Origin of the sequence: Lactococcus sp. dk101 (genome assembly GCF_009601055.1) — a bacterium.
Classification (GTDB): Bacteria; Bacillota; Bacilli; order Lactobacillales; family Streptococcaceae; genus Lactococcus.
Genome location: NZ_WITI01000003.1, coordinates 49,424 through 70,921 on the forward strand (window position 1 = coordinate 49,424; position 21,498 = coordinate 70,921).

At 38.4% G+C, this 21,498-nt stretch carries 23 protein-coding genes; 14 read left to right on the forward strand and 9 right to left on the reverse strand.

The window, feature by feature from the left end:
• The first annotated feature begins 33 nt into the window (after positions 1-33).
• A complete protein-coding gene (locus GHI45_RS03850; protein ID WP_147779512.1) occupies positions 34-378 on the forward strand; it encodes a hypothetical protein in 345 nt (114 codons plus the stop codon).
• Between the two features lie 147 nt (positions 379-525).
• On the opposite strand, the gene trpS is transcribed toward GHI45_RS03850, so the two are convergent.
• Positions 526-1,551, reverse strand: coding sequence for a tryptophan--tRNA ligase (trpS, locus tag GHI45_RS03855; protein WP_147779513.1), 1,026 nt, complete (start codon positions 1,549-1,551; stop codon positions 526-528).
• Positions 1,552-2,033: 482 nt separating this feature from the next.
• Here trpS and GHI45_RS03860 point away from each other — a divergent pair, with 482 nt between their 5' ends.
• From GHI45_RS03860 to GHI45_RS11495, 7 genes are all read left to right on the forward strand, one after another.
• Complete coding sequence (locus tag GHI45_RS03860) at positions 2,034-2,474, forward strand: OsmC family peroxiredoxin (protein ID WP_147779514.1); 441 nt, start codon at positions 2,034-2,036, stop codon at positions 2,472-2,474.
• 130 nt (positions 2,475-2,604) lie between these two features.
• On the forward strand, positions 2,605-2,976 hold the full coding sequence (locus GHI45_RS03865; protein WP_147779515.1) for a glyoxalase: 372 nt from the start codon (positions 2,605-2,607) through the stop codon (positions 2,974-2,976).
• A gap of 241 nt (positions 2,977-3,217) precedes the next feature.
• Positions 3,218-5,830 carry a magnesium-translocating P-type ATPase gene (gene mgtA, locus GHI45_RS03870; RefSeq protein ID WP_147779516.1) on the forward strand — a complete coding sequence of 871 codons (2,613 nt, stop codon included), beginning with the start codon at positions 3,218-3,220 and terminating at the stop codon, positions 5,828-5,830.
• Between the two features lie 83 nt (positions 5,831-5,913).
• Positions 5,914-6,396, forward strand: a complete 483-nt coding sequence (locus GHI45_RS03875) for a hypothetical protein (protein WP_147779517.1) — start codon at positions 5,914-5,916, stop codon at positions 6,394-6,396.
• A 198-nt stretch (positions 6,397-6,594) separates the two neighbouring features.
• Positions 6,595-6,810 (forward strand): hypothetical protein, encoded by a 216-nt coding sequence (locus tag GHI45_RS03880; protein WP_147779518.1) that lies wholly within the window; start codon positions 6,595-6,597, stop codon positions 6,808-6,810.
• Entirely contained in the window at positions 6,807-7,073 is a 267-nt protein-coding gene (locus tag GHI45_RS03885; protein ID WP_147779519.1) for a bacteriocin immunity protein, read from the forward strand. Before GHI45_RS03880 ends, GHI45_RS03885 begins: the two co-directional genes overlap by 4 nt.
• 118 nt (positions 7,074-7,191) lie before the next feature.
• A complete protein-coding gene (locus GHI45_RS11495; protein WP_255471389.1) occupies positions 7,192-7,326 on the forward strand; it encodes a hypothetical protein in 135 nt (44 codons plus the stop codon).
• A 106-nt stretch (positions 7,327-7,432) separates the two neighbouring features.
• On the opposite strand, the gene plsX is transcribed toward GHI45_RS11495, so the two are convergent.
• From plsX to GHI45_RS03910, 5 genes are all read right to left on the reverse strand, one after another.
• A complete protein-coding gene (plsX, locus tag GHI45_RS03890) occupies positions 7,433-8,428 on the reverse strand; it encodes a phosphate acyltransferase PlsX (protein WP_147779520.1) in 996 nt (331 codons plus the stop codon).
• A 110-nt stretch (positions 8,429-8,538) separates the two neighbouring features.
• Complete coding sequence (locus GHI45_RS03895) at positions 8,539-9,354, reverse strand: Cof-type HAD-IIB family hydrolase (RefSeq protein ID WP_147779521.1); 816 nt, start codon at positions 9,352-9,354, stop codon at positions 8,539-8,541.
• Between the two features lie 33 nt (positions 9,355-9,387).
• Complete coding sequence (locus GHI45_RS03900) at positions 9,388-9,999, reverse strand: HAD family phosphatase (protein ID WP_147779522.1); 612 nt, start codon at positions 9,997-9,999, stop codon at positions 9,388-9,390.
• 135 nt (positions 10,000-10,134) lie between these two features.
• Positions 10,135-11,760, reverse strand: coding sequence for an ABC-F family ATP-binding cassette domain-containing protein (locus tag GHI45_RS03905; protein ID WP_147779523.1), 1,626 nt, complete (start codon positions 11,758-11,760; stop codon positions 10,135-10,137).
• 434 nt (positions 11,761-12,194) lie between these two features.
• Entirely contained in the window at positions 12,195-12,926 is a 732-nt protein-coding gene (locus GHI45_RS03910) for a MerR family transcriptional regulator (RefSeq protein WP_147779524.1), read from the reverse strand.
• 195 nt (positions 12,927-13,121) lie between these two features.
• On the opposite strand from GHI45_RS03910, the gene folE reads away from it, so the two are divergent.
• Both folE and GHI45_RS03920 read left to right on the forward strand, forming a co-directional pair.
• Positions 13,122-13,709, forward strand: coding sequence for a GTP cyclohydrolase I FolE (folE, locus tag GHI45_RS03915; protein WP_222705831.1), 588 nt, complete (start codon positions 13,122-13,124; stop codon positions 13,707-13,709).
• Positions 13,710-13,719: 10 nt separating this feature from the next.
• Positions 13,720-14,232 carry a dihydrofolate reductase family protein gene (locus GHI45_RS03920; RefSeq protein WP_147779526.1) on the forward strand — a complete coding sequence of 171 codons (513 nt, stop codon included), beginning with the start codon at positions 13,720-13,722 and terminating at the stop codon, positions 14,230-14,232.
• A 15-nt stretch (positions 14,233-14,247) separates the two neighbouring features.
• Here GHI45_RS03920 and GHI45_RS03925 read toward each other — a convergent pair whose 3' ends face one another.
• The 3 genes from GHI45_RS03925 to rpmF all read right to left on the reverse strand — a co-directional run bounded on the left by GHI45_RS03925 (position 14,248) and on the right by rpmF (position 15,640).
• Complete coding sequence (locus GHI45_RS03925; protein ID WP_147779527.1) at positions 14,248-15,090, reverse strand: DegV family protein; 843 nt, start codon at positions 15,088-15,090, stop codon at positions 14,248-14,250.
• 186 nt (positions 15,091-15,276) lie between these two features.
• Positions 15,277-15,438, reverse strand: coding sequence for a 50S ribosomal protein L33 (gene rpmG / locus GHI45_RS03930; RefSeq protein WP_054639691.1), 162 nt, complete (start codon positions 15,436-15,438; stop codon positions 15,277-15,279).
• Positions 15,439-15,466: 28 nt separating this feature from the next.
• Positions 15,467-15,640, reverse strand: a complete 174-nt coding sequence (gene rpmF / locus GHI45_RS03935; protein WP_054639723.1) for a 50S ribosomal protein L32 — start codon at positions 15,638-15,640, stop codon at positions 15,467-15,469.
• Positions 15,641-16,055: 415 nt separating this feature from the next.
• Here rpmF and GHI45_RS03940 point away from each other — a divergent pair, with 415 nt between their 5' ends.
• The 4 genes from GHI45_RS03940 (at position 16,056) to GHI45_RS03955 (ending at position 21,449) form a co-directional block, all read left to right on the forward strand.
• Entirely contained in the window at positions 16,056-17,837 is a 1,782-nt protein-coding gene (locus GHI45_RS03940) for a heavy metal translocating P-type ATPase (protein ID WP_147779528.1), read from the forward strand.
• 161 nt (positions 17,838-17,998) lie between these two features.
• Positions 17,999-18,829 (forward strand): hypothetical protein, encoded by an 831-nt coding sequence (locus GHI45_RS03945; protein WP_147779529.1) that lies wholly within the window; start codon positions 17,999-18,001, stop codon positions 18,827-18,829.
• A 71-nt stretch (positions 18,830-18,900) separates the two neighbouring features.
• Positions 18,901-20,499, forward strand: coding sequence for a glycosyltransferase family 39 protein (locus tag GHI45_RS03950; protein WP_228386010.1), 1,599 nt, complete (start codon positions 18,901-18,903; stop codon positions 20,497-20,499).
• Positions 20,496-21,449, forward strand: coding sequence for a glycosyltransferase family 2 protein (locus GHI45_RS03955; RefSeq protein WP_147779530.1), 954 nt, complete (start codon positions 20,496-20,498; stop codon positions 21,447-21,449). The genes GHI45_RS03950 and GHI45_RS03955 overlap by 4 nt, the downstream gene beginning before the upstream one ends.
• Positions 21,450-21,498 lie beyond the last annotated feature (49 nt).

Genomic DNA, 21,498 nt, shown 5'->3' on the forward strand with positions numbered 1-21,498 from the left:
AAGATGTCTTTGGATAATAAGAGGTAATAATCTATGACTAAAAAAGCTATCATCGCTATAAAAATCATCATGTTCATATTGGCTATCAATCCTGCTTATCTTTTTTATGCACCCGCAAATTCTAGTGTGATAAGTTGGCTGACCTATCTTTTGGGAGCAATCATTATTTTTAGCGGAGTTTCGTATCAATCAGAAAAAATGGTTTATCGTTTTGAAAAAATCAAAGCATCAATGCTTTATCTCCTACTTTTTATTAGTTTGATGACACAATTTTTTCCAATTTCATTTCATTTTAGAGTGGTACTAGCTGTATTTACGATATTGGTTATTTGTGTTTTTATTCTGAAATACTACAATATTAAAGTCAATGAGCAATAATGAAAAAACTAGCATGAGATATTCTTGATAAAAATATCTCAAGTTGGTACTTTATAGCTCATTGCCTTATGTTTATTTATGCAGTATGGACACTTATAAGGATTTATAGAAAAAAATAAAAAATGCCAGTAGGCATTTTTTGTATTATTATTTAAAATAGTTAATTCCCATTGCTGATTTGACTTCGTCAAGTGTATTTGCGGCAACAGCTTCGGCTTTTTCTGATCCTTTTTTGAGGACGTCGTAAACATAGTCCATATTTTTGGCAAATTCGATACGGCGTTCGCGGATTGGTGCGAGTTCGCGATCAAGGATTTCGAGCAGGTAGCGTTTTGTTTTGACATCGCCTAAGCCACCAGCTTGGTATTGGGCTTTCATTTCAGCAATGCTGTTTGCGTCTTCTGGACGTCCAAAAACATCAAGATAATGGAAAACCATATTTCCTTCGATATGTCCTGGATCAGCGACATTGACGTGACTTGGGTCAGTGTACATACTCATGACTTTTTTCTTGAGTGTATCTGCATCGTCAGCCAAATAAATCCCATTTCCAAGAGATTTAGACATTTTGGCATTGCCATCAAGTCCAGGCAAGCGTCCAGCAGCTTCGTTTTCAGGATAGATGCCTTCTGGTTCAACCAAAACATCAGTCGAATAAGCATGATTAAATGAACGAACGATTTCGCGTGTTTGCTCAATCATTGGAGCTTGGTCATTTCCGACAGGCACATGTGTTGCTTTGAAGGCAGTAATATCAGCGGCTTGACTGACAGGATACATGGCAAAACCAGCAGGAACACCTTCGCCAAAGTTCTTTTGTTCGATTTCTGTTTTGACGGTTGGATTGCGTAAAACGCGGTTCAATGATGTCAAATTAAGGTAATACATCATCAATTCGCCAAGTTCAGGGATTTGACTTTGGATGAAAATCGTTGATTTTTCTGGGTCAATTCCGCTGGCAAGGTAGTCAAGTGCGACATTTCCGACAGACTCGATGATTTTTTCAGGTTCTTTTGCGTGGTCAGTCAAAGCTTGTTGGTCAGCCATCATGATAAAAGTGTCATAAATGCCTTCATTTTGCATTTGAACACGGCGTTTAAGTGAGCCGACATAGTGTCCGATGTGGAGTTTTCCTGTTGGACGGTCTCCTGTTAAGATAATTGGTTTAGTCATGAGTTTTTACTCGCTTTCTTATGATTTGATTATTTTTTGGTAATAAAAAACGCCGTAGAACGTTCGTTCTACGGGCGCTAATGCACGGTACCACCGTAATTTTGGAATAAAAATTCCCTTTAAGCTCATCAAAAAATGAGTGCTTGGTAACGGAAGCAACGTGATTATTATTGTTTTAAATCAGCTTTATTTATAGATGATAGCCCATTCCTTCATTATAAAATGCCTATTCACATCAACCATAGACTTTCTGAAAAAAATTAACTTGAAGTACTTTTCTATCACATAAATTTTACCCTTATTCATGCAAAATGTCAATTGAAGGCTTTGGTAATAGATGCATTACATAAATGAGCAGATTCTTTGAATAAAATAAGAGAATGATTTATACTGAATTTGTAAAGAATATTTGACAAAAAAGAAAGGCATCGGCGATTGTGTCGATGGATTGAAAAGCTCACATTTCAATCAGGATAACAAACATGGCAAATGTATCAACAGCTTCAGCTCACTGGGAAGATTCACTCGAAGATGGATTTGGCACAATCAGTGCTGAATCTTCACAACTTTTTACAGAAGCTCCATATAACTTCAAAGCTCGTGCAGAACATACAGTATCAATCACAACACCAGAAGAACTTTTGGGTGCTGCACACGCTGCTTGTTTTTCAATGGCCTTTTCTATGATTTTAGGCGAAAAAGGCTACACTGCTAAAAATATTGATACAAGAGCTGATGTTACTTTTGCTGTAACTGCTGACGGTCCTGCTATCACTGAAATTCACTTGAAGAACCACTCAGAAATCGAAGGAATTTCAGAAGCTGAATTCCAAGAAGTTGCCTTGACAGTTAAAGCAAATTGTCCAGTTTCAAAAGCACTTGCAGGTGTTGAAAAAATTACGCTTGAAGCCAGCTTGAACTAATAAATAAGATAAAAATGTGAATAAAATAAAAGATGGACAGATGAATTCTGTCTATTTTTTTGTCAGTACTGACAGGGAAAAAATAGCTGTGATTATGCTATAATGAAAGGACAAACAAAGGAGAACAGCAATGAGTTTTAATATGTGTACCAATCTTTATGTCGAAGATGTGAAAGCAGAAGCCGAATTTTTTAGTGCGATTGGTTTTTATGAAATGTCACGTCAAAAAGTTGGCGAAACGGATACTTTCATCATGGCACCAACACGTAAGGGAAATGCGCGTTTGCAAATTTGGGATATCGAATTCATTCGTCAAATGAGTCCAGAAGTTGCAGAAAGCAAGCCTTCTATTTTATTTACAGTTACTGATGGTCTTGAAAAAATGCGTGAAAAAATTGCAGCACAAGGCTTGATGACAAGTCCTATTTCAAAAATGGGCGAAAACTTGACTTTTAATTTCCAAAGTCCAAGTGGATCATACTTTGCATTTATGCAAGTCTAAAATGCAAAAAAATTGAGTAAAAAAAGCAAAATAGGTGGAGCAATCCGCCTTTTTTGTTATAATCTAAGAGAAATTGATCCTATATCATTTCATTATTTACTTGTTTTCATGTCTGATTATTTGATGAAAAAAATGCCGAAATAAAAAAATTGAATAAAGTTTTTGAGGCTTACATTATAGAGTTAGATGTGTTACAATAAACGAGTAATAAAAAAATTACGAAAGATAGGAGGTATACCAGATGCAAAAAATGACAAAGCGCAACAAAAATGATGAGCTGAAAGATTTTGCACAGCTTGGACACTCAGCAATGCTTGAAGAGATTAACACAAGTATGGCTGGTCTGAGACGAGAAGAAGCCGCAAGACGATTGGAGGATTATGGACCGAATATCGTTGCTGCACAGCAACTGACTCCGTGGTATATTATCCTTTGGCATTCATTTCGTAATCCATTTTCGCTTGTCTTGGCTTTCTTGGCCTTGGTGTCAGTGCTGACAAACGAATATGAACCAGCGATTTATATGTGCGTGATGATTGTTTTATCAGCAACCGTCAGCTTTTACCAAGAATACAAAAGCGAAAAAGCATCAGATGCGCTTCGCGAAATGATTGAAAACACAACGAGCGTCAAGCGGGAAGAAGAATTTTTTGAAATTCCGATGGACGAAGTTGTGCCTGGCGATATTATTCGTCTGCAAACAGGCGATATGATTCCTGCGGATGCGGTTTTATTGAGTTCGAAAGACTTGTTTATCAACCAAGCATCTTTGACGGGCGAATCATTCCCTGTTGAAAAAAAGTTGCCTGAAGAATTTGATGAAGATGAACAAGTGGATTGGGAAAACATTCAATCTATTGATGCGCCAAATGTTCTCTTCATGGGGACGGACGTCTTGTCTGGAAATGGTGAAATCCTGATTGTTAAAACAGGAAAGCAAACCATGTTTGGCGACATTGCTACCAAATCATCAAGTTCAGCAAAAATCCAATCTGCCTTTGATAAGGGGTTGAACAGCGTTTCACGACTGTTGATGACGATGGTTATTATCTTGTTCCCAGTGGTTTTTGCCATCAACTGGATAACAAAAGGCTCTGCCTTTGACGCATTTTTCTTTGCGGTTGCCGTCGCTGTTGGGTTGACGCCTGAGATGTTGCCAATGGTTGTAAATACCAATCTGGCAAAAGGTGCCGTTGCACTTTCTAAGAAAAAAGTAATTGTTAAACAACTTTCAGCCATTCAAAACCTCGGTTCAATGGATATTCTCTGTACAGATAAGACAGGAACAATCACTGAAGACCGTGTGGTCATGATGAGTTATGTTGATGCAAATGGCGAAACCAATGAAAATGTTTTGCATTCTGCATTTATCAATTCAAATTTCCAAACAGGTTGGAAGAATTTGATGGACGTTGCGGTAATTCAATATTTCCAAAAAGAAGAACGAAATTTGGATTTCCAGCACATGGAAAAAGTTGACGAAATTCCTTTTGATTTTTCTCGCCGCTTACTTTCTGTCGTTGTTGACGATAACGGACGCAATTTGATGATTACTAAAGGCGCCGTTGAAGAAATGGACGATATTTGTACACACGTCCTTGAAAATGGCGTTGCGGTACCAATCATACCAGAGAAACTTGAAGCGATGAGAAAAGTCAATCTGGAAATGAATTTGCAAGGCATGCGTGTCTTGACCGTTGGTCAACGTATTTTGACTGATGAAGAATTAGAAGATTTTGACCAATCAAGTGAAAAAGACATGACATTAGTCGGTTTCTTGGGCTTCCTTGACCCAGCGAAAACCAGTGCTAAAAGTGCCATCACAAGTCTCCATGATCATGGGGTAACGGTCAAAGTTTTGACGGGCGATAATGCGATTGTTGCCAAAAAAGTGTGTGCTGATGTTGGTATTCCAGTTGATAAATACTATCTCGGGACACAAATTGACAAGATGAGCGATCAAGAACTGTATAAGGCAGCGATTGACGCACACTTGTTTGCCAAACTTTCACCACTCCAAAAATCAAGAATTATAGAAGTTTTACGAAATGACCATACGGTTGGATTCATGGGCGATGGAATCAATGACGCCCCTGCTTTGCGAGCTGCTGATGTCGGAATTTCAGTAGATACTGCGGCTGACATTACCAAAGAAGCATCGACAATTATCTTGCTTGAAAAATCATTGCAAGTTCTTGAAACAGGCGTCATTGAGGGACGTAAAGTCTTCTCAAACATGATGAAATATATCCGTATCACACTTTCATCAAATTTCGGAAATGTCTTTTCTGTCCTTGTAGCGTCAGCCTTTTTACCATTCTTGCCAATGCTTTCTGTTCAACTTTTAACCTTGAACCTGATTTATGATATTTCTCAACTGACAACGCCTTGGGACAATGTTGACCAAGAAGAAATCGCGCAACCAGTCAAATGGGGAACGCGTGGGCTTGCTAAATTTGCCATCACTATAGGTCCCTTGTCATCTATCTTTGATATTACGACCTTTGCAGTTCTTTGGTTTGTGCTTGGCTACAATAGTGGTCAACACGCCGCTTTATTCCAAGCAGGTTGGTTCATTGAGTCTCTAGCGACTCAGGCACTTGCTTTCCATATTTTGCGGACACGCAAGATTCCATTTATCCAAAGTCGTCCAGCCATGCCTGTTGTCCTTTCAACGCTTGGTGCCTTTGCTGTTGGTTTCTTATTTATGGAAACACCGCTCGGACAAATCATCACACTCAGCCCCGTAGAACCAGTCTTTTGGATTTGGTGGGTTCTGATTGTACTTGCCTATATCGTTGTCCTTCAATTTGGCAAATGGCATTACTACAAAAAATATCCATCAAGAGAATAACAAATAAAAGTGCCATATTTGGCACTTTTTTTGTGTTGAAAAAATTAAGGCTTATAATGAATTAACTAGTAAAGGAGAACCAAATGAACATTAAAGAGGAAAAACTAATCAATTATTTTCTGGGATTGCCAAGAGGAGCAAAAGTGAGCGAAAGTAATCTGCTTAAAATTAAAAGTGTATTAACGCTTTATAGTATTTGTGCATATATTTCTAATATTTGGCTTATCGGACTCTTATTTTTAGGCGTTCAAATGGGGCTGAGTGTGCTGTATTTGTTGGTTTTACTATTTACCGTTAATCTTTTATTTCCACTTCCTTTTTTGTTTTATATCAAAAGTAAAGGCTATGGCAAGATTGAAAATGCAGGGGAACTTACAGCAAAAGTGCCAGTCTTTCTCTTGTTTGTCAGTACGGTGTTATATTATCTAGGCTCGCTTCTGATAGCAGGTAAAGTTGAGCAATTATTTGACGGAAAAAGTGTTTTGGTTGCTGCTTTTTGGGGACTTTTCATGGCTTGGTTTTTCCATATTCATGAAGCTTCAGAAATCCGCAAAAATACCAAATAAAAAAGGTCTATTTATTGGTTTTTTTTCGCCACAAATGCTGAAAAAGAGTATAATAATCCGTAGAATACACGCTTATAATTTTTGATTGACGGAAAGTGTGAGGGTGATGAAATCTTATTTTATTACTGATTTGCCAAGTTGTTCAAAAAGCAAAAATCACATTTTATCAGGAATGATAAATCAATAAAGGAGAAATAAATGGTTAAACTCGGACTTCCAAATGAATATCTTCAACTGCCAAATAAAATTCAAGACATTATTGCCAATCGGAAAATCGCAAGCGATAATGAAAAACAGCAGCACCCCGACGAACGCGGTCTTTTCGGTAATCAGCAGCCATTTTTTCAAGAAACTGATGACACAAACCAAAAGGGCAGTCATTTTAAAGATAGTGAAAGAAGAAAAAATCTATGAAAACGAAAGAAACATTTCTTGAAGAACTTTATCATTTAGTATTGAGCGTTGACGTGACAGCTGATGAGAGGCCAGCTTTTTTGAGAGCCAAACAGGCTTTAGAAGAAGGTCAGGACTTACAAAAAGTGGCTTTAAATTTGAAGCGAGAATTGTCGCCCATCATGGTAGAGCAAAAATTTTCAGAAGAAGGGCTCGCCTTTTTCAAGAGACTAAGTAAAGAATATTTAGGCTTAGGGCCTAAAGGAGCGGTTTTTATACTCTAATGCAATAAAAATCGCCTTGTCAGAGCTGACAGATAGTACTGGGCTAGATTGGAGTGCAAAATGGGATTATGGTCAAACTCAAGAATGAGAGAAGAATTAACAAAAGCAGAGTTAAGTCATGAAGATGAGAAATTTCAGCCACATGATGACAGGGACTTATTTGACGGAGTATCTGTCAGAGCTGACAAAAAATCGGACAATGTGGACTGGAAAGCTGACAGGCCGAAACTTTATCGCTTCTTATGCTTATTGAAGAAGGCACGAAATAAATTTTAAATCTGCAAAAGGATTGCCAATGCCTTGTTTGATTAAGCGTTTGTTGTATAAAAAAAGAATTCTCATCGAATTCTTTTTTTTTATTATTCTTCGCGATTTTCAAAATGTTGAACCAATTTTCCTGTTACATCTGATGCTAACATACGATGGATTTGGCCAATGGCGCTTGTGATTGCTTCAGCACTTGAATTTCCGTGTGCTTTGATGACAGGAGCTTTAAGTCCGATGAAGGCGGCACCGCCAGCAGCGTCAGTACTCAACATGTCTTTCAAACCAGATAAAGGTTTTTTAATCAAGGCACCACCAATTTTTGTGGTAAGACTTCCACCCATAATGGCGGATTTGATTTGTTTCATCAGCAATGACGCAGTTCCTTCGATTGCTTTCAAGACTGCATTTCCTGTGAAGCCATCAGCAACTACGACATCAGCTGCACCTGTCAAAATGTCGCGTGACTCAATATTTCCGATAAAATTGATGTCTGTCATCGCTGACAAGATTTCGTGCGCTTCTTTAATCATTGGTGAGCCTTTTGATTCTTCGGCACCGTTGGATAAGAGCGCAACACGTGGTTTTGTGACCCCACGGACATTTTCGGCATAATAAGAACCTAAAATCGCAAAATCAACCAAATGTTGAGCTGTGTTTTCAGTATTGGCACCTAAATCAAGCATTTCAAAGCCTTTGCCATCAGCAGTAGGCAAGGTACTCATCAAGGCTGGACGACTGACTTTTTTGATGCGTTTGATCAACATCAAACCGCCTGTCAGCAAGGCGCCAGTTGAGCCAGCAGATAAGACGGCATCAGCTTCCCCTTTTTTAACGGCTGTAATTGCACGAACAAGCGAACTGTCTTTTTTTGCTTTGATTGCAGTGACAGGATCATCATGAAAATCAATGATTTCAGTCGTTTCAACGATTTCGACTTGGTTTTCATCTTGTAAGTACTGACGGATTTTTTGTCCATCACCAAAAAGCATAAATTCAAGATCAGGGTAAAGTTTTTTTGCTTCGTTGACCCCTTTTACAATATTTTCAGGTGCAAAATCGCCACCCATTGCATCAATCGCTATTTTCATGATTTCCTCATTTCTTTTATCTTAACTTACATCAATTATACCAAAGATTTGGTTTTTTAGTGATGACTGCGAAGTGAGAAGACAAAGAATAATAAAAAAATAGTCAGAGACTACTTTTCGTTGATGATTTTTTCCATTTGAACGAGAACAGCATCGTCATCATTGCTTAAAATCACTTCGTCAGCAATGTCCAAAATATCTGGGAAAGCGTTACTGACAGCGTAAGCAGTACCAGCGTATTGCAACATCTCGTAGTCGTTCATTTGGTCACCGAAAACTGCAAGATTTTCAGGGTGCCATTCAAAATGCGCCAACAAATGTGCCAATCCAGATGCCTTACTGATCCCGTGTGAACCGATGTCAATGCTTGTAAAACCAGTTGTTGTCGCACGAGCAAAGGCCAGTTTTTCAGTGATAAATCGTTCGCATTCGGCTGTTTTTTCTTCCGGGAAATTAGTGGTTACTTTAATCATTTCATCATCAATGTCAGAAATGGCAGCCACTTTTTGCATATTTGCATAATATAATTTGGCTTTTTCCCAAAACGTATCACTAACTCCGTCAAGGCAATATGAGCCATTTATTCCAGAAATCAGGAAATCCATTTTCGGAGAATATTTCATTGACAAAAGCAAATCACAAACGGCTTGAACTTGTTCGTGTGAAAAAGTCTGTGCAAAAATCGTTTCGCCTTTGTAAGTTACAACGCCACCATTTTCAGCAACAAAGGCAATCCGTTCCTTGTAATCATGGAACAGCATATCCTCAAGTGCTAAAAGTTGGCGACCAGATGAGGCGCAAAAAATCCAGCCCCGTTCGTCAAAAGCGTCAAGAACGGCGGTTAATTTTTCATGGTTAAAACTTCGATCGGAACGTAAAAATGTTCCGTCCATGTCTGTTGCAAATAATTTTAATTGTTTTTTCATTTTTAAATTTCCCTTGCTGTCAGTTCTGACAGCTTATTGTGCGCTGAGTTTCACGAAATCCAGCGCTGTCAAGGCTTCTGTCACTTGCATTGCCTGAAGTCCGACTGCACGTGCTGCTTCAACATTTTCCAATTTATCATCGATAAAAAGACATTCATCGGCAGTAAGTCCTGACAAACGCAAAACTTCATGAAAAGCCTTGGTATCAGGCTTTCGCATACCAATTTCCCAAGAATAATAAATCTTAGTAAAATAACTTTTTAAAGGCTTGCCACATTGTTGAAGGCATTTGCTTTCAAACGCTTTGGTGTGAATGGAATCCGTGTTAGAAAAGAGATACAAGTTATAAGTATCTGCCAGTTTTTCAAGTCCAGTAATACGCTCTGTGTTAAAGTCGCAGAGCAGGGCACACCAAGCCTTTTCGATGTCCGAATTTGACAGCGACAAACCCGATTTTTCACGTAACAAATCAGCAAAAATTTCAAGCGAATAACTGCCTTGAGAATTATCTAATGTCTCCCAAAAATCACTAGAAAAGAGAAATTCATCAATATCAATGCCTAAATGTTTGAATGCCTGTTTTGTTTTTGACCAATCATTGTCCAAAATCACTCCGCCGAGGTCAAAGATTATATTTTTTATCATGATTTTCACATTTTCTACTTATCAAAAACTCTGTCAGTAGTGACAAAGCTGCAAAAGCAGGGCTATCAGTGCTGACAGAGTCAAATTTTCAACAGTTGATTAGAAAAATCAAATTTCATTTTCTAAATTGGAAGATTAGTCAGCCCAAAGTGCTTTAACTTTAGCTTGCACGTCATCGTTAGCCAAAAATTCATCATATGTTTCGCCGATACGGTCGATGACACCATTTTTAGAAAGTACAACGATGTGGTTGGCAATGGTATTGATGAATTCGTGGTCATGTGAGCTAAAGACGATTGAGCCTTTGAACGCTTTAAGACCGTCATTGAGTGCAGAAATTGATTCCAAGTCCAAGTGATTTGTTGGGTCGTCAAGAACAAGCACATTGGCACGTTGCAACATCATTTTAGACAACATGACACGCACTTTTTCTCCCCCTGACAAAACATTGACAGGTTTCAATGATTCTTCACCCTTGAAGAGCATGCGACCGAGGAAACCACGAAGGTAAGTATTATCGTCCTCTTCTTTAGTCAATACAAATTGACGGAGCCAGTCCAAGATACTTTCGCTGCTATCAAAATCACGCGTGTTATCTTTTGGCAGATACGAACGAGATGTCGTAATTCCCCATTTGATGTCGCCCGTATATTCAATATCGCCCATTAAAGCACGAATCAAGGCTGTTTGTTGAATGTCGTTTTGTCCAATAATGGCCGTCTTGTCGCCAGGCGCCAAGATGAACGAAATATTGTCAATTACTTTTTCGCCGTCAATTTCGACAGACAAATTATCGACACGAAGCAAATCATTTCCGACTTCACGTTCTTGATCAAATCCAACAAATGGATATTTACGTGATGATGGCACGAATTCTTCAACTTCGATTTTGTCGAGCATTTTCTTACGTGATGTCGCTTGTTTTGATTTAGACGCATTTGCAGAGAAACGAGCGATGAAGTCTTTCAATTCAGCGATTTTTTCTTCAGCTTTACGGTTTTGGTCATTTTGCAAGCGCAAAGCGAGTTCAGAAGATTGTTTCCAAAAATCGTAGTTCCCTGGGTAAAGTTTGATTTTACCATAGTCAAGGTCAGCCATATAAGTACAAACATTGTTGAGGAAGTGACGGTCATGGGATACAACGATGACCGTATTTTCAAAGTTAATCAAAAATTCTTCCAGCCAAGCAATCGCTTGAATATCAAGTCCGTTGGTTGGTTCGTCCAAAAGCAGAACATCAGGTTTACCAAACAAAGCTTTGGCAAGCAAGACTTTAACGTGTTCGCCAGAAGTCAAGTTCGCCATTACATCCAAGTGTTGTTCAACTTTGATGCCCAAATTTTGCAAGAGGCGAGCTGCTTCAGATTCAGCTTCGTAACCGCCCATTTCGCCAAATTCGGCTTCAAGCGTTGCAGCACGCATGAAATCATCGTCTGTTGCATCAGGGTTCATGTAGATAGCATTTTTTTCTTCAGCAATGGCGTGAAGTTTTTCGTTACCGCTCATAACGACATCAAGTGGTGTTTGGTCTTCATAGTCAAAGTGATTTTGACGCAAAACAGACATACGTTCGTTTGGTCCCATTGAAATATGACCTGTAGTAGGTTGGATTTCGCCGTCCAAAATCTTGAGGAATGTTGATTTACCAGCACCATTGGCACCAATTAAACCATAACAGTTGCCCGGTGTGAATTTGATGTTGACTTCGTCAAAAAGTTTGCGATCAGAAAATACAAGTGAAATATCAGATACAGTAAGCATTTATCATCCTTTTAATAAGATACAAAATAATTTAGCCAATAACTAAAAAATTTGTTCATATATGTGTAGTTACTTCTATTTTAACATAAAAGAAGCACTTAATAAAGCGGGTATCGCTTTGTCAGCTCTGACAGAGTAAAAAATTTTTTCAGTTTGGCTTTAGTCTTGTTTTAGTAACTTTTAAGTTGTTTGGTTTATACTGTATTTATTTCAAAATAAATTTTTCATAAAAACTCCTAATAAAAAATATCGACCTGAGCAGTCGATTTTTTTTTGACAATTTTAAAGCATAAGAAAAGCTCCGATGGAGAGTCGGAGCTTTTAGGAGTAATTTATGAAAAAGTTTATTTAGGAGTATGGAAACATTGTAGCTTAACATGCTGAAATGAAACTTAAATGAAAGAGATAAAAACGATAAAATTTTAAATAGTGTTTCACATGTAATACATAGACGCTTGTTCATAAAAATATTCGGGTAAAGTATCAAAGTGTGCGGTGTAATTTTGGCGGAACCGTCCATCTTCGCCGTACATTTTGATAAGGGTCAAATGAGCTTGAGGCGTAACCTCCTGCGACCAAAAATGTTGAAGCCAAGTCCGATGGAGTTTGATGGCTTCGAAGGCCAAAAAATTATCCTGCGTGTTATAGGCATCTTCAAGCATTTTGACAACTTTACTGTGCGTTTCTTTGGCCCAGTCATGCTCGTTTTGCCCTTGTTCTTGATACTTTTTATTGCTGTCATCGATGACAGTCGTTCCGTATTTCTGCCGAATTTCCTTGCCATACTTGGCTTCGTTCTCAGCAATTTCTTGTTTTTTCAATAATTCGAAATCATTATTGTTCATAAAATAATCACCTTCTTCCAGTTTGTTTTCAAGTTGATTGATCAACTGGGACAACTCATTTTGAGTGCGAATGAGCCGGCTCAAATGGTTTTCAAGCATCATTTTTTCATCCATTTTTTCATTGAGTAAGCCATCAATTTCCGAAATTGGTAAATTTAATTTCCGGAGATTGTTGATATAAAAAATCTTATTTAAGTCTAATTCGTCATATATTCGATAACCATTTATATCGCGCTTTGAGGAAAGTAAGCCCATTTTTTCCCAATGTCTTAATGTTTTAGAGGTTAGCCCAGTTAGTTTTGTTAGTTCATTTATTTTCATTTTTATGCCTCTGTCAGTACTGATGATATTATTATATACCTTTACCTAAGGTAAAGGTCAAGTGAAATATAGTTTTCTTTTATTTTATTTTCTAAAGCATAAATAAAACTAAATTTAAGATTTATAAACCTAAGATTTTCTTGTAAAATAGAAGTGTGCTAAAATGTGAACATAAGTTATTAAAGGAAAGATATGATGAAAGAAGAAAAATTTAATCACCTTAAAACGCTATTTGAAGATGAAGATGAAGATGAAGAAAAAATCATAAAAGCAACAGAGGGAATTGAAGCATTGCTTGACCTTATTGGCGAGGACAAGGATCGTGAAGGCCTTCAAGATACACCCTATCGCTTTTTGAAAGCTTTTGCTGAGTACACACAAGGATACAAAATTGATCCAAAAACTTACCTTGAGACTCAATTTGAAGCTGAATCACACGATGTTGTTGTTGTTCGTGATATTCCGTTTGAATCAGCCTGCGAACATCATTTGGCACGTTTTCATGGTGTGGCACACGTGGCTTACATTCCGAGCGAAAAAATCACAGGACTTTCTAAATTTCCACGCATGATTAACGGATATGCTCGCCGTTTGCAAGTTCAAGAACGCCTGACAGCGCAAGTTGCGGATGCCATTTATGACGTGCTTAATCCTGAGGCCTGTGCGGTCGTTATTGAAGCAAGTCACAGTTGCATGACTGCCAGAGGGGCGATGGCACATGGTTCGTCAACAAAGACCTTTGCTGTCCGCGGTGACAAGAATTTGCTTGATTATCTAAAATAAGGAGAATGGTTTGAAAGTAACGATGGTTATGGTTTCCAGTATTGATGGCGTTGTTTCTCGCCATTCAGAAGAAAGCGTCAAAGCTTGGACTTCAGAGGAAGACCAGCGCCATCTTGCGGTGCTTGTCAATCATTGCGATGCAGTGATTACGGGGAGAAAATCGTTTACCAAAAAGATTGCACCTGTGCCATATTATGTGTTTTCAAGGCAACAAAAATCAAGTCCGAAAGACAACCAAAATCAAGTCTTTTATACACAAGAGAAACCAAGTCAGCTCCTAGTTCGGTTAGAAAAAGCCATTGACAATGTTCTTTTACTGGGAGGTCCTGAAATAAACAGCTTGTTCTTGAAAGAAAATTTAGTTGATGAGTTGATTTTAACGCTTGAACCAAAATTATTTGGAGCGGGAAAACACCTTGTTCAAGAAGAAATCGAGCAAGATTTGGAACTTGTAGAAGTGCAGCAGTTAAATAGCCAAGGCACACTTCTCGTAAAATATAAAATTAAAAAAACTGTTGAGTAACAGTTTTTTTTATTATTAAATGGCTCCAGCTTTTTCAAAACCGACCAACAAGCCACCTTTTTCAGCATAATAGCTACAAAGTCCACGTGTTGGATAAATTTCAATATCAATATTCTCAAATTTTGAAAGCAACAAATCTTTCAAAGTGCGTGCTGCATTTTCATTGCAGACATGTCCGATTTTGACTTTTCCGCCCACAAAACCAAGTTTTCTCATATTTTCAGTGATACTAGCCAGTGCTTTTTTCTCGCCACGGCATTTATCTAATGGTTCAAGGTCGCCTTTGTCGCTCGCTTTTCCAACGACACGAATACCGAGCAAACCAGCTGCTTTAGCTGAGAAAGGACTCACACGACCGTTGTTGGCCAAGTTTTTCATTGATGCCAACATAAAAATCAAACCTGTTTTTTCTTTATAAGCAGCGATGTGCTTATTGATTTCATCAAATGTCTTACCTAGATTGACTTGTTCTTTGATTTTCTCAATGATGAGTTGCAATTCAGGCCCGGCAGAAAGTGAATCAATGACTGAAACATGACGGTCTGGATATTCTTCTTCATAGTCTTCTTTTGCAATTCGAGCAGAATTAAAGCTACCAGATAAGGCGCTCGTAATGGAAACACAAAAAACATTTTCAGCATCTGAAAAAGAATCTTTCCAATCAGAAGGAGAAGGACAAGCGGTACGAGACTTCCCACTATAATTTTGCAAGTCTTCAACCATTTCAGCAACGTCCAAATTGGCGTCGTCAATATACTCTTTTTCGTCGGTGTTAATTTTGAGAGGTGCTGACGCAAAAGGAATGCCTTCGAATTCGTTCAGGTCTGCAGCCGAGTCGGCGATAATTTTAAATTTCATGTTTGTACCCTTTTTAAAAGGTTCTTTCATTTGTTTTGAACGATAATTCTGTTCTCTTTTATTTTAACATACAAATCATTATATTTGTAAAATAATTTAATAAAAATCGTATTTCATTTAAATTTTTTTTGAAATAAAAAACATCGCTCAAAAGTGCGATGTTTTAATTATCATAAATGTGAAAACTTATTTTACTTCTTTGAAAACAACGTGTTTGCGAAGTTTTGGAGAGTATTTTTTAAGTTCAAGTTTGTCAGGTGTGTTACGTTTGTTCTTTTGTGTAAGGTAAAGACGTTCGCCTGATTCTTTGTGTTCAAGAATTACGTGTGTGCGTACTCCAGCTGCCATATTGAGTTACTTCCTTTCCTATTAAATTTTACTTAGCGTCGCGGACTTGACGGCCTTTGTAGTAGCCTTTCAATGAAACGCGGTGTGAGCGACTGTAGTCGCCTGTTGCTTCGTCAAATTTAACAGTTGGAGCTGTCAATTTGTAGTGTGTACGACGACGATTTTTCTTTGCTGATGAAGTGTGACGTGCAGGTACTGCCATGAGTTTTTGTCCTCCGTAGAATTTTTTTGCGTTTTTAACTAATGTCAAAAACATACTTAACTATAATAACATAAGATTTTTTATTATGCAAGAATTGTAAAGTAAAAATACTTGACAAATTTTGCTATTCAAAAGAAATCTTGATATGCTTGCATTTAAAGCGATGTAAAAGTTGTTTGACGTTCAAAATAGGAGAACTGCAACTTGTTTTATGGTAGAATGAACTTCAATAATCATTGAACTTCAGTGGCTCAGTTCGAAAGAATCAAAGTGCGGGCGGAAGCTATTTTTGTAAGTTGAATAAATCAGTATTCAACAAAAAAGAGCAACCAATCAAACAGGGCAATGTTACAGAAAAAATTTTTTAAGAAGAATGGCTCAAGTCTATTCTTTGTAGAAAGTATTGAGGTTTATTATGAAAAACTGGCAAAAACTAATCCTTGTTTTCCTAATCGCAGCAAGCGCGTTGATTTCGTCGTTTGGATTAGGACAAGACGCTATAGCTCAACTTATTGTTACTGTTGCAGGGGGAATTCTCGCGATTTCGATGTTTATTGAAATGGTGAAAACCTTGCGTAGTGGTTCATACGGGGTTGATTTGTTGGCAATCACAGCCATTATTGCAACTTTATGGGTTGGCGAATACTGGGCATCACTCATCATTATATTGATGTTGGTTGGTGGTGAAACGCTTGAAGACTACGCTGCAGGGCGCGCGCACAGAGAGTTGTCCGCCTTGTTGCAAAAATCTCCCGAAGTTGCACACGTCAAAATCGGCGATAAATTAGTAGAACACGCCATTGATGATGTCGAAGTAGGCTCTGTTCTTTTGATTAAGCCAATGGAAGTTGTTCCTATTGATGGTGTTTTGGTTTCTGAAGCGGCTATTTTGGATGAGTCATCGGTTACTGGTGAAACCAAGCCAAACGAACTTGTCAGAGGTGACGAAGTCATGTCTGGTGCAATCAATGGCAGTTCTAGTATCGAGATTAGAACAAATGTTGTCGCTAGCGAATCACAATTTCAAAAAATCATCAATTTGGTTCTTGAAGCTGAAAAAACACCTGCTAATTTCGTGCGCTTGGCTGACCGTTACGCAGTTCCTTTTACCATCGTGGCTTATATCATTGCGGGTATCGCTTATGCGGTCTCAGGCGACCCTGTGCGCGTTGCAGAGGTTCTCGTTGTTGCAAGTCCATGTCCATTGATTTTGGCTGCTCCAATCGCTTTCGTATCTGGTATGAGTCGGTCATCAAAAAATGGTTTCCTGATTAAAAATGGTACGGTCATTGAAAAACTGGCAACAGCGAAGGCTATTTTCTTTGATAAGACAGGAACGATTACTGACGGAAAAATTCAAGTGGATGCGATTGAACCTTTTGGTGAAATGACAGAAAAAGAACTGCTTGAAATTGTCTATACGCTTGAAAAATCAAGCGGTCATGTCTTGGCAAAAGCGATTTCTAGCTATGCTCAAGACCGCGATGTTGCAACATTGCCCCTGTCAGAGCTGACAGAAGTTGTGGGAATGGGTGTGACAGGACAAATCAATGGGCAAGAAGTCAAAATTGGTCGTAAAGCATTTGTTGGCGCACCTGATGGCTTACAATTTGAAACAGCCTTTTATGTCAGCCGTGACGGAGAATATTTGGGGGCTGTTACCTTCTCTGACAAAATCCGTCCTGAAGCCAAAACTGTTATGACCACTTTAAATGAGCTTGGCCTTCAAAAATTGACCATGTTAACGGGCGATAATGAACGCGTTGCTGAAAAAGTGGCCAAAGAAGTTGGCATTTCTAATGTCTATGCAAGCTTGCTTCCTGGCGAAAAATTAGAGCATATTAAAGCGTCTGCTGAACACCCTGTTATCATGGTTGGTGACGGCGTGAACGATGCACCAGCATTGACTTTGGCTGACGTCGGAATTTCCGTAGGTTCAGGAAATTCAACAGTAGCGAGTGAAGCAGCCGATATTGTCCTTTTGAGAAATGATTTGTCGAGTGTGACAAGAGCTATTAGTATCAGTCGTGATACGATGAGAATTGCTCGCCAAGCTGTATTGATCGGGATTGTGATTTGTATTATCTTGATGGTTGTCGCAGCAACAGGGATTATTCCAGCGGTTATCGGGGCTTTGTTCCAAGAAGTCATCGATGTGGTCTCTATCTTGTACGCACTCAAAGCATTGCGTGATTAAAAAAGAAAAATCTCGTGAGAGATTTTTTTTATGAGAATATCTCATTAAACCGTCAGTAAAAGCTTGTTTTTTTCTAAAACCAAGAAGCATAAAATAGGAGAGGAACTATTTTATACTATTGCAAAGTCTTGTTTTTGCTTTAGTCTTGGAAATGAGAAAAAATGTTTAAAAAAGAATTCAACTGGAACAAAGTCCCAGCTATTGGTTTGTTATTTTGGTTGACAAAACTTGTCTCGACAGGGCAGGGAGAGTCAATTTCGGATTGGACATCAAAACTTTTTGGTCTCCAAAATATCGTTATTGGTGCTGCATTTACGCTGACTTGGTCCTCTATCCTGTTTGCTTTTTTCCTCTATAAACAAATGCGTTCGGAACGTTATCGGCCTTTCTACTATTGGATGAGTGTTGCGCTACTTGCTGTGTTTGGAACAGTTGTTTCAGACGGTTTGACGGCTGTATCAGGGCTATCACACTTATTTTCAACAATACTATTCGCTATCCTTATGCTCCTTTCCTTCTATTTTTGGCATAAAGAGACGGGTTCTCTGTCCATTCATCAAATCAAAACTTTTAAAGCCGAATTCTTTTATTGGTTGACGGTAGCCTTTAGTTTTGCTTTGGGGACAGCCATGGGAGATTGGTTGGCAGACGGAAATACTGGCGTCAACCCGGACCCTTACGGATTAGGCTTTGGCTTGCTCAATACAGGTTTGATTTTAGGTGCGGTTTTCTTGATTATCTTGGCTTATCGCATGCTTGTCAGACCAGCAGAAAGTTCATTTTCTGAAATCTTGACCTTTTGGCTTGCTTATATCTTGACACGTCCGATTGGGGCAAGTTTTGCGGATTATTTTGGCTATGATTGGAAGTCAGGTATGCTTGGAAATTGGGGCATGTCAATCATCTGGTTAGTTATTTTTATCATTTTGATGACAATAATTGCTTTTCAATATCGCCGTCAGAATGGGCTTCGTGGCCAATCTGAAGCTTAAAAGTCCAAAAAATATCAATTATGTTAACATTTTTCATGGCAATTATTTCAATTCTTTATTATAATTAAGCTATGAATAAGATTGATATGATGGATACATTGAAAAAATGGGGACGAACTTGGCCTTTTTGGCTAGTGATTTACTTGGTTTTATCCAATTCTGTCGCCGTAATTCTGACAACAAAATGGGACGTAGATCATTGGATTGGCTTGCTTTTAGGGAACCTTGTTTTAGTTGCCACATTTTTGTTTTTACTTGCATTTTATCGACTGACGAAAAAACTTTCTTTTTCATCTGCTGAGTTAAAAAATCAAGCAGGATTGGTTCAAGAAGAAACGAATGAAAAAATTGCTCGCTATTATCGCTGGAGCTTTTGGTTTTTAGGACTTTTGATGTTCCTTGTACCATTACTTTTTATCATTCACGTTCCAGACTCAGCACATAATTGGGATTATTTTGTTATTTTCAATGGAACGTCTGCCTTGCAGGGTTCATCATTTGAAAATCTCCCAATGGGTGTGGGGGCGCTAGGCTATTTCTTACGCTATCCCAATAATCAATTTTTTGCGATTTTATTTAACCATGCTTTCGCGGGGCTGACAGACGTTTCTGTCAAAGCTGTTGTCGTTACTTTAGTTTCGTCAGCGCTGACAAGTTCAGCCTTACTTGCGACTTCCTTGATGGTTAAAAATTTACAAGGAAAAAAACTGGCGCTTTTATTTAACGTAGCAGCAGCTGGTTTTTTGCCATTCTACGTTTATGGTGCGCAACTTTATACAGACAGTATGACCTTGCCCTTTGTCTGTTTCGGACTTTTATTCTTTATCTATGCCATCAAATCTTCGTCAGTGCTGACGAAGATTGCTTGGTTCGCACTAGCGTCGCTCTTCCTCGTTTTTGGTTATGAATTTAAGCCGACCGTTGCCATTATTTTCATTGCAGGCTTGCTTTATTTGATTGTCAATAAAAACTGGAAAAATCTGTTGATTGCCTTGCCTTTATTTCTTGTCATTTTTGCTGGAGGTAAGGAAGTGGTCAAGCTGACAGTTGCAACTGAGCCGGCTTTTTCTGAAGCGGCCAATGAGCGTTATAACTTACCAATGATGCACTGGGTTGCCATGTCTTGGGACCCAAGCAACACAACAGGTGGATTTAAACGAGAAATCAGAGAATACTCTGAAAGTTTCACAACTTATGAAGCAAAGAAAAAAGCAGATACGGATTTGTTTTTGAACAACATGAAAGAGATGGGCCTCCCTGGAGTCCTACGTCAAATCGGACGAAAATTGGTTTATACATGGCTTAATCCCGATTTAAGAAGTGAGTTTTATACTTATCGACATGAAAACCCAATCATCAATCGTTATTTTGATTATTTGCCCGCTCAAAAGGCTGGAAATATCACGGGTTGGGTCTTGTTAAAAGCAGCGCATGTACCATATTGGATTGCTTTGGTTGTTTTTATGTGGAAGGCGTTGTTTAATCTGTTGTTTAAAGCGAAGAATTGGAAGAGTTTGTGGTTTATTCCAGCATTATCACTTTTCGGTTTGTTTGTATTTTTGGTTTTGTGGGAAGCCAATTCACGTTATTTGTATAATTTTGCACCGTTAATGATTGCTGTCGCAACCTTAGGTTTTGCAAAATGGTCAACAAAAGGAGAAATAAAATGAGTACAGTACTCTACATGGTTGTTCCTTGTTACAACGAAGAACTTGTTCTTGATGAAACATCTTCACGTCTTAAAAAGAAATACCAATCACTAATTTCCTCAGGGAAAATTTCAGAAAAAAGTCGCGTTGTCTATGTAAACGACGGTTCAAAAGATAAAACATGGGAAAAAATCATGGAAAAACATGACGAAGATGTCATGTTTAGTGGAATCAATCTCTCACGCAACCGTGGCCATCAAAATGCACTGTTGGCAGGCCTGATGACTGTCAAAAATATGGCAGATTGCGTCATTTCAATGGATGCTGATTTGCAAGATGACATTGACACGATCGATGCCATGCTTGAAAAATACGAAGAAGGCTATGATGTTGTTTATGGTGTGCGTGACAATCGTGACACTGATACTTTCTTTAAACGTAATACCGCAGGTGTCTTTTACAAGGTCATGCAAAGTTTAGGTAGCCAAAGCGTGCCAAACCACGCCGATTTCCGTTTGATGAGTGAACGTGCTTTGGACGGATTGGAACAGTTCCAAGAAGTGAATTTATTTTTGCGTGGAATGGTTCCAATGGTAGGCTACAAGTCAACAAACGTCTATTATAAACGTGGGGAACGTTTTGCTGGAGAAAGCAAATATCCTCTCAAGAAAATGTTGAGCTTTGCCATTGATGGTATCACTTCAACATCAGCAACACCCATGCGTATGATTTTTTGGACGGGCTTCGTTGTTTTTGCCTTGTCAATTATTATTGGAATTTATGTTATTGTGAGTCACTCTATTCAAGGGCGCACGGTTCTTGGTTGGTCATCAACAATGGCTGCCATTATCGGCTTTGGTGGATTGAACTTGCTTGCGCTTGGTATTATTGGGGAATATATCGGAAAAATATTCCTTGAAGTTAAACAACGTCCACGATTTATTATCGAAAATTTTGTTAACGATAAATAATCTGAAAATTTATCATAAAACTATCAGAGAAAATCTATCGTTCGCAAAA

Bases quoted from the DNA above. Each gene is read 5' to 3' on its own strand.
- trpS (WP_147779513.1), bottom strand. From the start codon at position 1,551: ATGACTAAACCAATTATCTTAACAGGAGACCGTCCAACAGGAAAACTC.
- folE (WP_222705831.1), top strand. From the start codon at position 13,122: ATGAAAGAAGAAAAATTTAATCACCTTAAAACGCTATTTGAAGATGAA.
- GHI45_RS03950 (WP_228386010.1), top strand. From the start codon at position 18,901: ATGAATAAGATTGATATGATGGATACATTGAAAAAATGGGGACGAACT.
- GHI45_RS03885 (WP_147779519.1), top strand. From the start codon at position 6,807: ATGAAAACGAAAGAAACATTTCTTGAAGAACTTTATCATTTAGTATTG.
- GHI45_RS03955 (WP_147779530.1), top strand. From the start codon at position 20,496: ATGAGTACAGTACTCTACATGGTTGTTCCTTGTTACAACGAAGAACTT.
- GHI45_RS03875 (WP_147779517.1), top strand. From the start codon at position 5,914: ATGAACATTAAAGAGGAAAAACTAATCAATTATTTTCTGGGATTGCCA.
- plsX (WP_147779520.1), bottom strand. From the start codon at position 8,428: ATGAAAATAGCGATTGATGCAATGGGTGGCGATTTTGCACCTGAAAAT.
- GHI45_RS03910 (WP_147779524.1), bottom strand. From the start codon at position 12,926: ATGAAAATAAATGAACTAACAAAACTAACTGGGCTAACCTCTAAAACA.
- GHI45_RS11495 (WP_255471389.1), top strand. From the start codon at position 7,192: ATGAAGATGAGAAATTTCAGCCACATGATGACAGGGACTTATTTGACG.
- GHI45_RS03900 (WP_147779522.1), bottom strand. From the start codon at position 9,999: ATGATAAAAAATATAATCTTTGACCTCGGCGGAGTGATTTTGGACAAT.
- GHI45_RS03945 (WP_147779529.1), top strand. From the start codon at position 17,999: ATGTTTAAAAAAGAATTCAACTGGAACAAAGTCCCAGCTATTGGTTTG.
- mgtA (WP_147779516.1), top strand. From the start codon at position 3,218: ATGCAAAAAATGACAAAGCGCAACAAAAATGATGAGCTGAAAGATTTT.
- GHI45_RS03860 (WP_147779514.1), top strand. From the start codon at position 2,034: ATGGCAAATGTATCAACAGCTTCAGCTCACTGGGAAGATTCACTCGAA.
- GHI45_RS03880 (WP_147779518.1), top strand. From the start codon at position 6,595: ATGGTTAAACTCGGACTTCCAAATGAATATCTTCAACTGCCAAATAAA.
- GHI45_RS03865 (WP_147779515.1), top strand. From the start codon at position 2,605: ATGAGTTTTAATATGTGTACCAATCTTTATGTCGAAGATGTGAAAGCA.
- GHI45_RS03895 (WP_147779521.1), bottom strand. From the start codon at position 9,354: ATGAAAAAACAATTAAAATTATTTGCAACAGACATGGACGGAACATTT.
- GHI45_RS03925 (WP_147779527.1), bottom strand. From the start codon at position 15,090: ATGAAATTTAAAATTATCGCCGACTCGGCTGCAGACCTGAACGAATTC.
- GHI45_RS03940 (WP_147779528.1), top strand. From the start codon at position 16,056: ATGAAAAACTGGCAAAAACTAATCCTTGTTTTCCTAATCGCAGCAAGC.
- rpmG (WP_054639691.1), bottom strand. From the start codon at position 15,438: ATGGCAGCTGGAGTACGCACACACGTAATTCTTGAACACAAAGAATCA.
- GHI45_RS03905 (WP_147779523.1), bottom strand. From the start codon at position 11,760: ATGCTTACTGTATCTGATATTTCACTTGTATTTTCTGATCGCAAACTT.
- rpmF (WP_054639723.1), bottom strand. From the start codon at position 15,640: ATGGCAGTACCTGCACGTCACACTTCATCAGCAAAGAAAAATCGTCGT.
- GHI45_RS03850 (WP_147779512.1), top strand. From the start codon at position 34: ATGACTAAAAAAGCTATCATCGCTATAAAAATCATCATGTTCATATTG.